Source organism: Sporocytophaga myxococcoides (genome assembly GCF_000775915.1).
Lineage (GTDB): Bacteria > Bacteroidota > Bacteroidia > Cytophagales > Cytophagaceae > Sporocytophaga > Sporocytophaga myxococcoides_A.
Map to the genome: position 1 here is coordinate 246162 of NZ_BBLT01000002.1, position 12334 is coordinate 258495.

The window sequence follows — 12334 nt, forward strand, 5'->3', positions numbered from 1 at the left end:
TCTCTGTATTAGAATGAGTCTAAGACCTTTGAATTTCAGTGATTAACTTTTTGCATATTTCACCTTTGTGAAATATGAATTTTCGTAAACCATTTTTATAAACTAATCTATTATGAGAAAACTTTACTTTCTATTTTTTGTCTGTTTCCTGTTTCCCATTTTAACTTATTCTCTTCCTCCGGAAGAGGAGGAAGAGGTGTCAGAAGATACCCTTTCTTCAATACTTTATCTTGACAGTCTTGAAAATAGCTTTCAATACCAGACTGGTCTGGTGAAAATCAGGGATTACGCTACGATAAAAGTCCCGGCGGGTTTTAAATTTCTCAATGCAGAGCAGAGCATTTATGTCTTACATTCTTTATGGGGTAATCCGGAGGACCCTAACATTCTGGGATTACTTTTTCCGGAAGATATGGGCCCATTGCACCCGGATAGCTGGGCAATATCTATTGAATATTCTGAAGAGGGCCACATAGATGATGATGATGCCGAGGATATTGACTATGATGAGCTTTTGGCTGAAATGAAGAAAGACGCAGAAGCTGCAAATCCTACCCGTATTCAAGAAGGCTATGAACCAGTGCATTTGATTGGTTGGGCAGCGAAACCTTATTATGATGCAGAAAATAAAAAACTTCATTGGGCAAAAGAAATCCAGTTTGGAGACAGTGCTACCGGGGCTAACACGCTGAATTATAATATCAGGATATTAGGAAGAAAAGGATATCTCATGCTTAATGCAATTGGAGGTATGTCTCAACTTGGAGCTATTAATAAAGATATCGGTAATGTACTTGCAAGTGTTGAGTTTTCTGAAGGATATAGATATTCTGATTTTAATCCGGAAGTCGACAAAGTGGCAGCTTATGGAATTGGAGGGCTGGTTGCAGGAAAAGTATTGGCTAAAGTCGGTTTCTTCGGAATTCTGGCGAAGTTTGGAAAGGTTATTATTCTTGGTCTCGGAGCGGCATTAACTTTTATCTGGAAGTTCTTTACAGGAAAAAGGAAAAGTAAAGAAGAAGTGCAATCGGAAAATCATGAACAACCCGGTATATCGTAAGAAAATTATTGTTAAATATTGAGAAGGAGTAAGTGAGAGAATGAAGTTCTGATAATTTTAATGAGGAACTAAAAAAGGCTGTCACTTATATGTGGCAGCCTTTTTTAGATAATTTTATTAGAGTTTATTTTTTGATAACTTTCATTGTTCCTACTGAATTGCCTTTTTTCAAGGTCACCATGTAAAGACCTTCCGGAAGGCTTGAGAAATCAGCATTCTGAGTATTTGCAGCGGAAAGAGCAAGAATCCCAGAAGAATTGTAAACATAAAGTTCATCTACATTAGATTTCAGATTAAGGGAATTGGTTACAATGTTACTTCCAACAAGGTCTGCCATCTGCTTGTTAGATATGGAAGTTACATCATATACAAGTTGAACATCATCGATAATGATGTAATCTGTCTCGGAAATTTCATCATCTGCTAGAGAAACTCCGAATATCACAAACAATGGAGCATCTTCGGAACTGTATGTAACGTCGAATTCTGCTTTTTTGAATTCTGTTGATGCTGAAAATATACCAATCCCCTGGCCAACAGTGACGGGAGCAAATATGTTTCCGGTATTCAACTGAATAGTTGCACCTGCCGTAGCGGAGGATTTATACCAAAAGGTAACTTTTGTAGGTTTATCAGCAAATGGAAAAACAAAAGCACCGAGGACGGAAGAAGAAACTTCGCCAGATTCGCTATCTTTTAAAGTAATGATTTTTACAGCACTGCCAGAGTGGCTATCAGTTGTTTTTTCACTATAAACCAAACATGGCGTAACGTCACAATCCGTTGCAGGCAACCAGGACGTAGGTTGTTCAGATTCGGATTCTTCGTCAGTTGACCACTCCTCAAAGTTGGAGTTTGGAAGCTGAGTTTGTGCGGAAAGATTAAATGCTGCAAAAAGTGAAGCAATAAATAGTAGTTGTTTTTTCATAGATTTTTTATTTTATAATTAAAAATGAAGAATTAAAATGCCTTCAAAAAAATTAAAGGCAATGAAAATTTATGATTATAAATCAAAGGTAATCTTAAGGATTTGATTTGTAGGTATATGCTACGAAAATTTTTTCTAATTCTTAAGAATGCGCCATACAAAGTTCTTTTACAAGGTCAAAAGTGATTAGACAAATGTTAATGAAACATAGGTGAAAATTGTAGTTTAAAAAAACAAAGAATAATCAGTATTCGAGAAAATGCACCTGCCCGATATTACAGGCAGCCACTTTAAATTTTAGTTCTTAAGTACTTTCATTGTTCCCATTGAATTACCTTTTTTCAAAATAACCATATACAGACCTTCGGGAAGACTTGAAAAATCAGCGTTCTGAGTATTTACCGAGCTGAATACCTGTATACCTGAAGTATTGTATACGTTAAGTGCTTCAACAGATTCTTTAAGGTTCAGGGAAGATGTAACAATATTGCTTCCAATCATCTGAATCATTTGTTTATCTGACAAACCAGTAACTTCATAGCTAAGCTCTACATCATCAATAATGAAATAATCTGAGCTACTTAGTTCTTGTTTTCCAAATGTGAAAATTACCCCCACACTGTCGGTTGCTTCTTCCTTTTGGTAGATCAATGGTATTTCTACTTTGGTGAATGATTCAGCAGGAAGAACAATTGACTGTCCATAACCTGTTGCATCAGTTAGCTCATTAACATCGAGAGGCTCTCCTTTTGTTATGATAATGCCTGCTGTCAATGGCTTGGTAGATTTATACCAAAATGTCAATTTGCTGGGTTTTGATGCCAGAGGACCGTAGTACTGCAAAGGTGATGAAACAACTTCAAAACCATTGTTATAAGCATAGATCTTAGCAGCACGTCCACTGCGTCCTGAAGTCGCTCCTAGGAAATAATAGCAACTCTTCGGACTTTGGCAAATACTTGGGGAATCCCAATGCCCAGTCAGAAAAGCATTTTGATTTTCATTCACCTCCCATGATTCAAAGCTTGCATTGTCAAGTTGTTGAGCTGAAAGATTGAATGCTGTAAAAATAGAAGCAATAAACAGTAATTGTTTTTTCATTAATTTTTGGTTTTTGAATAATCAGAATAAAATGTTCTTAGAAAAAATGTAATGAGTATTATAAAATTTCAGGATTGTACTTGAAATTTAAAGGGAAGGTTATAAATATTATATTATTATTTTTTTAAAAGTGCAATATACGTCACTTCTAATCGTGGAATATATCATAGGTTGAGAAGTTGGTCAGAAGACTCCTGACTATATAGTATCTTCAGCCTTTCCAATTTGAATATTTTTTCTTATATTTAAACTTTATTAAAGACTAAAGATTGGCTTGAAACACATACTGGTTATAGATGACGATCCTGTGTTCCGCCTGATGCTGGAAACATTTCTTACCAAGAATAATTTCTTAGTTACTTCTGTGGGGACTTCTTCTGACGCCCTTAGGACAATAAAAAAAACACTTTTTTCTCTTTGTCTTGTAGATCTCCGATTGCCCGATATCAATGGGCTTGAGCTTCTTAAGGAGATAAAAAATCTGACGCCGGACCTGCCTTTAATATTAATGACAAGTTTTGTTGATGTCAGGACCGCTGTAAAAGCAATAAAGTCTGGCGCTTATGAATATATTACAAAACCTGTTAATACAGATGAACTGATTATCGCCATTCAGTCAGCTTTAAAATCAGATAATAAAGTTTCAAAAGAAACGCCTTCTACTGAAGATACTTCATTTTACCATTATGGGAGAAGTAAATCTTCTCTTGAAACATTGAAAGCAATAGAGCTTGTTGCTCCAACAAATCTTTCCGTGCTCATTAATGGGGAAAGTGGCACTGGTAAGGAATTTGCCGCGCGACTAATTCATGCAAGAAGTAAGCGAAATAACAAACCTTTCGTAGCAATTGATTGCGGAGTTTTGTCAGCAGAGCTTGGTCCAAGTGAATTGTTTGGTCATGTTAAAGGGGCATTCACAGGTGCAGGCTTTGACAAAGCGGGTCATTTCGAATTAGCAGATGGCGGATCTATCTTCCTTGATGAAATCGGTAATTTACCAATGGAGGTTCAGGTGATGTTGTTGCGTGTCATTCAGGAAAGACAAATAAGAAGGGTTGGAGCAGGAAAGAGCCAGGAAATAGATGTGCGGATTATAGCTGCAACCAACGACAATCTTAAAGATTCAGTAGCGAAGGGCTTATTCCGTGAAGACCTGTATCATAGATTAAATGAATTTTCCGTTTCAGTTCCTTCTCTTAGAGAACGTAAGGAAGACATAGAAGGCTTCATCCTTAAATTTATGAAAGATGCCAATAAAGAATTGGGTAAATCTATAGAGGGGTTTTCTGAAGAAGCAATGGATATAATGGTGAAATATTCTTGGCCTGGTAATTTAAGAGAGTTAAAAAATGTAGTAAAGAAAACTGTTTTAATGACGGATTCAACTGGCCAATCAGTTGTCTCTCCAGAAATTATTCCATATGAATTAAGGGTTTCACCAGGTATTTCCTCCGAAAATACCTTTGGAGGTTATGATCTGAAAGCTGCAAGTCTTAAACAGGAGAGGGAGTATATTCTGAGTGTTCTGGAGAAGGTAAAATATAATAAGTCCAGTGCTGCCAGGATATTAAATATAGACCGAAAGACCCTCTATAATAAACTTAAACTTTTTAATATTGAAATTTAGGTTCGATTTAGTTTAGTCTTTTCTTTAAGTAAATTATCTATCTGTTTTTTTCCTTTAAAATTGATTTTATTCACCATTTCCTCTACTAAACCTTCATCAGGCTTCTCCTTTAATTCAAGGTAGTTTTCAAGTTCTTTCAAAAGGTCTGTGAGTTCCTGATTTTTCAGGTGGCCAAAGCCGGGAATCATTTTATGGGCAGCAAATTTTATTTTTTCCCAATCTTTATCTTTTGAATATCCTTCAAGGTTTTCAATCTGTGTTGAAGCTGATTGAATAAACGTATCTATCATAACAGAAAGAGCCCTTATATCTCCATCAGAAAACTTAATAAAATCTTCCAGGATATTTCCCTGATTGCAAATCAATCCCTCTTCTTCGGATAAGGCACTCTTTTCATGATGAGGAATAAACTGATGAATTGCCTCTGCCAGCTCATCCTCTTTGAATGGTTTAAGAACAACTGCATCAAAACTGCTTTGGGCTTTTTGAAGGGCATCTTTTACCACATTAGCAGTAGTGGCAATCACAGGAATTTTTTTGAGATCTTTATGGCTCTTTAGTTTTTTTACAAGATCAAAACCGCTCATGCCAGGCATATGCACATCTGTAATGATGATGTCAAATGGCTCCAGCAGCGCTGCAGCGTAAGCTTCTTCTCCATTAGAAACAAGTTTTGCCTTCATATTCCATTTGGAGATAATGGTATGAAAGAGCAATAGGTTAAACTCATCATCTTCGGCTATTAATACTTTCAGATCCTTAAAGCTGCCAAAATCTGTAAATTTAGGTTTTGTAACCTGAATAAACTCCTCTGCAGAAATTTCATAATCAATAAAAAAGTTAAATTCGGATCCTGAGCCGGGTACACTTTTAACTGATATTTGTCCTCCTTGCATTTCAACTAGTTTTTTACAAATAGCAAGCCCTAAGCCCGAACCGCCAAACTTCCTTGTAATGCTCGAGTCCCCCTGGTTAAATGATTCAAAGATGGAATCTATTTTGTCAGGAGAAATTCCGATACCAGTATCAGTTACAACTATGCTTACTCTGCACTTATTATCATCCAGGGCTAAAGCCGAGCATTGTAGCTGAACCTTGCCCTCTTCTGTAAATTTAAGTGCATTACTAACAAGGTTATAAATTATCTGTTTTAACCTTAACGGATCACCTTTGATGAATGGATAGTTAATTTCTCCGTCGATAAAGGAAAATAAAAGCTCCTTCTCTGCAGCTTTTAAGAAGAAAGAATCATAAACGTTTTCAATAATTTCTTTTAGATTAAAAACAGTTTTTTCAAACTCGATTTTTCCGGATTCTATTCTTGAAATATCAAGTATATCATTCACCAGCAACAAGAGGTGTGAGGTCGAGTTATTAATTGCCTGAAGAAAATATTTTTGTCTGTTAAGAAGATTAGTCTGTGAAAGCTGTTCGGTAAAACCAAGGATAGAGTTCAGAGGTGTCCTGATTTCATGGCTCATAGTGGCAAGGAACAGCTCCTTGGTACGGGCAAGATCCTCTGCCTGGGTTTTCGCATCCATAAGTTGGTTTTTGTGAAAGTTACTTCTCTTAACATCTCCCATTATCATTAAGCTGAATATCAATATGGACGCAATTCCTATGATGCCCAGTGAAAAAATCTTAATCAGTGATTCCTTTACTACTCCTTTTGCTTTGGTAATATTTGCATCAGTCCTTTTCTGCTCTTTGGTTTTAAGATTTATTATGATATCCCGAATTTTTTGGATTAGTAGGTTGTCGTTTTCAATTATTTCGGATTCATTCTGAGCAAGTAGTTGCTGGGATTTTAAGTCTTCATTTTTGAGATGGGAAATTATTTGTACTACCGTTTCCTGTTTTTGAAGCGCAGGCTCCTTTTCATTTTTTATAGTATCTATTATAGTATTGGTTTCTCTAAACACAGTTGGGGTTTGTGTAATTACAGGTACTGAATCTTCTTTTACTTTTCTTCGAAATATCTTTTTTACAGAACTCAGTAAAGATCTCTTACCAGCTTCATTTTCCTTTATTTCAGAATCCTTTTCTGATTCATCAGCAAATGCAGGTTGTTGAATAATTTTAGTTGTAACAATTTTCTTGGTAACTATAAACTGCGGACTGTCAGGATTTGCATATAATTTTCGAAGAAGGTTTGCCGGAATATTGGCTTCTGTTTTTTTATCAAAAAGCTTTATTAATTTCTGGTGGTGCTTTTTTTTCTCTTCCCACAAAAATGTCATGTTGTTAAGATCCGCTTCTTCTAAACTAAGGGCCTGACTAAGTTTTTTTAGAGAATCCAGATCACTTTCAACTTCTTTACAATAGTTGTCATAATGATCCAGATACGTACTGTCTTTCGTCACAGAGTATGCTCTGATATTGTTCTCAATTCCGGAAAGATCGGCTAAAATGTCATTTAGCTTAACGAGTTTGGTATCAGGCTTTGATAAGAAATTTAAAGAGTATGTAAGATCTTTAAAAGACTGAAATATAATGATTCCGGCAATTAATGCTACTATAACTGCCGAACCAAAACCTAAAAGGATTTTTGTACGAATGGATGATTTAAATTTTTTTGCATCCATGTTAGATAAAGATTGGTCTTAGTTTAAAGTTACTTAATTTTTTTTCTGTTTTGTTTGATATTTGTTTGATAAAAAATAAAGCCATCACATTGGATGGCTTTATTCAATCATAATTAAAGGGGACTAAAAAAATTATCTTTGAGCCTTCGCCATTTCTGGTCTGACTTTAAATTCTTTGGGTTCAATATGTAATTTAAAATACTCTGCCTCGACCACTCTTGGTGTCAGCAGACTCATATTTCTTTCAATATCTTACACTACTCTTAGAAAAAGCATGCCAAAAGTGTAACTGTCTATTATTTAATATGTTGTATTTTTAATCATATTCTAATGTGTGGAAAAAAGCCACAAATTGTGGAGATTAGATACAATTTGATTTTGAGGTAGTACCTCATTTTATTAAAATACATTCTGATTAAAAAAATAAAGTCACCCTGGGATGACTTTATTAAAACAAATTAATAGGGAGACTAAAACTATTTTTTAGACTTGGTGGAATCACTTTCTGTAGGAGCTGTCGCTACAGGCTTAGCTTTCTGGTCTTTCTTCGTTGTATCAGTTAAAATACCAGTTTGTCCTTTAAAGCTTCCATTATTCTGAGCTTTGCTTAAAAATACGACACCAGAGAATGCAACAACGAAAGCTAGGGCAGTTAACTTTTTCATAATAATTAAAGGTTTAAGGGTATAAATAAATAAATTCTGAAATAGATATTTGAAAAATTATGCCACAAATGTAACGTGTTGTTTATTAGTTGTTTGTTGTTTGGCCGATTGAAAAATTCGTTGAAAAACACCACAACATGAGGATTTACGAAACGTCGAACTAACAAAATACAATTGATGTTTTGGAGAAAATGGAAGAACCTTATTTAAGACCTTACATAACGGAACTATATAAATCACTCATCTATGGAATTATTTCACGATATTATTCGGCAAAAGTTTGTCCTGACCCACAATGGAAAAGAATTTTCAACCAGTTACAGAATGCTTGGACATAAATTCTGGGATTTTTATTACACTACTATTCCTGATTTAGCAATTGATGAATCAGGGAAAGATATTCTTCTGAAGTATGTGCTCGATTTTGTCAAAGCAAATCATATTAAAATTAGAGCAACCTGTCTCTGCGTACAGGAGTTCTTGGTAAATCATAAAAACATGAAGGAGGTACTCTATCACCCTTATGATTTAAAACAAGTATAAAAATAACTTTAATGACGTGGTGAAATTTAGAATCAGATGGCCTTGAATATAAAAAAGCGGCAACCTGAAATAGGGTTGCCGCTTTGTTTATGAAATTTTAATTAGAAATTAAGCTTTTAAGCTATCTTCTCTTTGGATAATGTCTTGTAAGGTACTTTCTTTTAAAATTTTTAGAGTATTATCCCTTACTTCCCTGATGATATCTCTGAATCCACATAAAGCTTCATCCACACACTCATCACACCTCTCATAATATTTAATACTTACACATGGCAGAAGGGCAATGGCTCCGTCAAACAGCCGAATAATATTAGCAAGATCTACTTCTTCAGGTTTTTTTATTAAATAATACCCGCCTCCTTTTCCTTTTTTGCTATTTAAAATGCCCGCATTTTTGAGCTCCAGAAGTATAGCCTCTAGGAATTTCTGAGGAATACGTTCAGTTTTGGAAATGTCACTGATGAGAATCGGTCCTTTCTGGAACTCTTTGGCCAGTTTGGTGAGGGCCTTGATAGCGTACCTTGTTTTTTTGGATAGCATTACCTACAAACTCTATATGCTTTATAATAATTCCAAAAATGCAAAAAAATCTTATGAAAGCTTAGGTCGATTGTCGATTTTTTTGAAGCATATATCTATTAAAAAATCATTAAAAAAGGAAAATGATGGAACTATTCTATATTTCTTATAGATTTATTATTTAATTTGAAAGATGAATCTTGCTATTTTTTAAAACAAAATTTGAAGATTCAGGTTTACTTTAATCGCAAGGTCCCCAGGTAAAAAAGTAGCTAAAGCAGGCAGTCTTCTCCCGACTGCCTGTTTTGTATTTAATAAAGTATACCATCAACATCTCTTTAAGAATTTTTAAATTTTATAAATTGTTATTTTCTAAAAAGAAATTCCAAGGGAATTCTACGTTGGATTTGGTTATATTTGTTTTTTGCATTAATAATATATGATATACCCTATAGTAGCATACGGTGACCCGGTATTAAAGAAGCGGGCTGTTGATTTTGAAAAAGGAACTGATTTAAAACAATTAGTTGCTGATATGTTTGAGACTATGTACAACGCAAATGGAGTTGGATTGGCTGGACCGCAAATTGGGCTAAATCAAAGAATATTTGTAGTTGACGGAAGTCCGATGGAAGAAGGGTTGGACGATTTCAAAAAAGCTTTTGTAAATCCTGAAATTATAGAAGAAACTGGTGAAGATTGGCCTTACGACGAGGGGTGTCTGAGTATCCCTGGAGTCAGATCAGAGGTTTTTAGACCATATCAGCTGACTATTCGTTATTTTGATGAAAACTGGGTGGAGCGTGAGGAAACTTATGAAGGAATCAGGGCAAGAATAATTCAGCACGAATATGATCACATAGAAGGAGTCTTATTCGTTGACCATCTGTCTTCTATCAAAAAGAGACTCATGAAAAATAAACTTACCAATATCAGTAAGGGCATCGTGGATGTCTCCTATAAAATGAAGTTCCCAGTTAAAAAGTAACATGATTACAAAAAGTCCGGAATCCAAACTGCCCGACATTGGTACAACAATCTTTACGATTATGTCTCAGATGTCAAGAGATTATAATGCCATTAATCTTGCTCAGGGTTTTCCGGATTTTAAATGTTCCGATGATCTGGTCGACCTGGTTGCCTTCTACATGAAAAAGGGCTTTAACCAGTATGCTCCAATGACCGGTATTCAATCTTTAAGAGAAAAAATAGCTGTTAAGTCAAAGGAGTTGTATGAAGCTCATGTAGATCCGGATAAGGAAGTTACCCTTACCTGTGGAGCCACGGAAGCTTGTTATACTGCTATTACATCAATCGTAAAACCAGGAGATGAAGTAATCATTTTCGAACCGGCCTTTGATTGTTATATCCCTGCAATCCTGCTTTCCGGCGGTAAGCCTGTATTTGTTGAATTGCAATATCCGGATTACAAAATAGACTGGGAACTTGTAAGAAAAAAGATATCAGAGAAAACCTCTCTGATTATAATAAACTCGCCTCACAATCCTACGGGATCAATAATATCTAAACAAGATATTGAAGCTTTAAAAGAACTCGTCAGAGACACTGATATCACTTTACTAAGCGATGAAGTATATGAGCATATCATATTTGATAAAGCTGAGCATCATAGCTTTCTGAAATATCCGGAATTAAAAGAAAGAAGTTTTGTAATCAGTTCCTTTGGTAAAACTTATCATACAACCGGATGGAGAATGGGATATTGTATTGCCCCGGATTATCTTTCTGCTGAGTTCAGAAAAGTGCACCAGTACAATACATTCAGTGTACCTACTCCTATGCAGTATGCCATTTCTGATTTTCTGGAGAAAAAAGAAGAATATCTGGGGTTGTCTGATTTTTATCAAAGAAAAAGAGATTTGTTTTTGGACCTCATGAGTGAATCCAGATTTAAAGGCATACCATCTTCAGGAACATATTTTCAATTGATGAATTTCGGGAATATATCTAATGAATCAGATGTAGACTTTGCAGCCAGACTGACAAGAGAATCCGGAGTTGCCTGTATACCGATTTCAGTTTTCTATCACACTAAAAAAGATGACAGCATTATAAGGTTTTGTTTTGCAAAAGAAAACGAAACCCTTGAAAACGCTGCTAAAAAGCTATGCAGGATCTGAATATAACTCTTGTTCAAACACCACTTTTCTGGAAGAATTGCGGGGCTAATCTTGCCATGCTCGAGGAAAAGCTTTGGCAGATTAAAGACCAGTCCGATCTTATTATTCTTCCGGAAATGTTTACTACAGGTTTTTCCATGGATGCGGCTGAACTTGCAGAACCTATGAATCTGACTGCTTTTAAGTGGATGAAGCAGATGGCTGCACAGAAGAAAGCTGTGATTACGGGAAGTGTTATCATTAAGGAGGGTGAAAAATTTTATAATCGCCTGATTTGGATGGAGCCGAACGGCAAATGTGATATATATGACAAAAGGCATCTCTTCAGAATGGCCGGTGAAGACAAGGTTTATACGGCAGGGACCGGTAAAATCATAAAAGAAATAAAAGGCTGGAAAATTTGTCCTTTAGTCTGTTATGATCTTAGATTTCCAGTATTCAGCAGAAACAGGGAAAATGAATATGATCTTTTGATATATGTTGCAAACTGGCCTGCGGTTAGAAGTGTAGCGTGGAAGACACTTTTAAGGGCAAGGGCTATCGAAAATATATCATATGTTGCCGGAGTAAACAGAATTGGAACAGACGGAAATAATTTGCCATATTCTGGTGATAGTGCAGTAATTGGTCCGGTTGGTGAATATATTGAAGAGCTTCATGATCGGGAAGAGGTTAAAACAATAGTACTGAGTGGAGAGCATTTAAATGCATTCAGACAAAAATTTCCTGCTCATCTGGATGCCGATTCATTTGAGATTGAGCTTTGAATGAGAGCAATTAAATCCTGAGCATCAGGATTTTTAACTTTATTAAAAGATTTTAAAGAGGCCAGCATTTTTTCAACGATCGCATGTTCTCCTATTAAAATAGCCTTCACATAGTCTTTTGACTTCAGCAATGTTTCACAGAAGGGAATAACACCCTTGGTAGTGCTCTCTGAAGCTTCTATGATAACCATAGTATTTTGATCTTCTTTTTTATTTTCTTCAAGAATTCTTGAGAAATAACCAAAAAGGATCCCTTCACTATGATTGTCAAAATCAAAAAAAGTTGTGATTGTAAGTTGTTCTTTAAGGCTGCTTAGCAGTGTGTTTTCGTATTGAAAATTTTCACCGGAAGAAATTGAAAAGAAAATGAGTGTATTCATGGTCAAATTGAAAACAAA

12 protein-coding genes are annotated in these 12334 nt (G+C 35.4%); 6 read left to right on the forward strand and 6 right to left on the reverse strand.

Annotated features, from left to right (window positions below; all coding sequences use genetic code 11):
- Positions 1–112: 112 nt before the first annotated feature.
- Positions 113–1060 (forward strand): DUF2167 domain-containing protein, encoded by a 948-nt coding sequence (locus tag MYP_RS05355; protein ID WP_045459607.1) that lies wholly within the window; start codon positions 113–115, stop codon positions 1058–1060.
- 124 nt (positions 1061–1184) lie between these two features.
- Here MYP_RS05355 and MYP_RS05360 read toward each other — a convergent pair whose 3' ends face one another.
- Positions 1185–1988, reverse strand: a complete 804-nt coding sequence (locus MYP_RS05360) for a T9SS type A sorting domain-containing protein (RefSeq protein ID WP_045459610.1) — start codon at positions 1986–1988, stop codon at positions 1185–1187.
- Between the two features lie 297 nt (positions 1989–2285).
- Positions 2286–3089: a T9SS type A sorting domain-containing protein gene (locus MYP_RS05365; protein WP_045459612.1), complete on the reverse strand. Its 804-nt coding sequence runs from the start codon at positions 3087–3089 to the stop codon at positions 2286–2288.
- A 274-nt stretch (positions 3090–3363) separates the two neighbouring features.
- On the opposite strand from MYP_RS05365, the gene MYP_RS05370 reads away from it, so the two are divergent.
- Complete coding sequence (locus MYP_RS05370) at positions 3364–4716, forward strand: sigma-54-dependent transcriptional regulator (RefSeq protein WP_081990406.1); 1353 nt, start codon at positions 3364–3366, stop codon at positions 4714–4716.
- On the opposite strand, the gene MYP_RS05375 is transcribed toward MYP_RS05370, so the two are convergent.
- Entirely contained in the window at positions 4713–7301 is a 2589-nt protein-coding gene (locus tag MYP_RS05375; RefSeq protein ID WP_045459618.1) for an ATP-binding protein, read from the reverse strand. The two genes, MYP_RS05370 and MYP_RS05375, sit on opposite strands and share 4 nt — an antisense overlap.
- Positions 7302–7777: 476 nt before the next feature.
- The gene (locus MYP_RS05380; RefSeq protein ID WP_045459620.1) at positions 7778–7966 is read right to left on the reverse strand and encodes a hypothetical protein; all 189 of its coding nucleotides are present in this window, start codon (positions 7964–7966) and stop codon (positions 7778–7780) included.
- Between the two features lie 246 nt (positions 7967–8212).
- Here MYP_RS05380 and MYP_RS05385 point away from each other — a divergent pair, with 246 nt between their 5' ends.
- On the forward strand, positions 8213–8509 hold the full coding sequence (locus tag MYP_RS05385; protein ID WP_045459622.1) for a hypothetical protein: 297 nt from the start codon (positions 8213–8215) through the stop codon (positions 8507–8509).
- Positions 8510–8617: 108 nt separating this feature from the next.
- Here MYP_RS05385 and MYP_RS05390 read toward each other — a convergent pair whose 3' ends face one another.
- Positions 8618–9049 (reverse strand): RrF2 family transcriptional regulator, encoded by a 432-nt coding sequence (locus MYP_RS05390; protein WP_045459624.1) that lies wholly within the window; start codon positions 9047–9049, stop codon positions 8618–8620.
- A gap of 418 nt (positions 9050–9467) precedes the next feature.
- On the opposite strand from MYP_RS05390, the gene def reads away from it, so the two are divergent.
- From def to MYP_RS05405, 3 genes are read left to right on the forward strand one after another with little or no spacing between them, the layout of a single operon-like run.
- Positions 9468–10016 (forward strand): peptide deformylase, encoded by a 549-nt coding sequence (gene def, locus MYP_RS05395; RefSeq protein ID WP_045459626.1) that lies wholly within the window; start codon positions 9468–9470, stop codon positions 10014–10016.
- Position 10017: 1 nt separating this feature from the next.
- A complete protein-coding gene (locus MYP_RS05400; protein WP_045459629.1) occupies positions 10018–11169 on the forward strand; it encodes a methionine aminotransferase in 1152 nt (383 codons plus the stop codon).
- Positions 11157–11936 carry an amidohydrolase gene (locus MYP_RS05405; protein WP_045459631.1) on the forward strand — a complete coding sequence of 260 codons (780 nt, stop codon included), beginning with the start codon at positions 11157–11159 and terminating at the stop codon, positions 11934–11936. The genes MYP_RS05400 and MYP_RS05405 overlap by 13 nt, the downstream gene beginning before the upstream one ends.
- Here the strand turns inward: MYP_RS05405 and MYP_RS05410 are convergent.
- The gene (locus MYP_RS05410) at positions 11900–12316 is read right to left on the reverse strand and encodes a hypothetical protein (RefSeq protein ID WP_045459633.1); all 417 of its coding nucleotides are present in this window, start codon (positions 12314–12316) and stop codon (positions 11900–11902) included. The genes MYP_RS05405 and MYP_RS05410 overlap by 37 nt on opposite strands.
- Positions 12317–12334 lie beyond the last annotated feature (18 nt).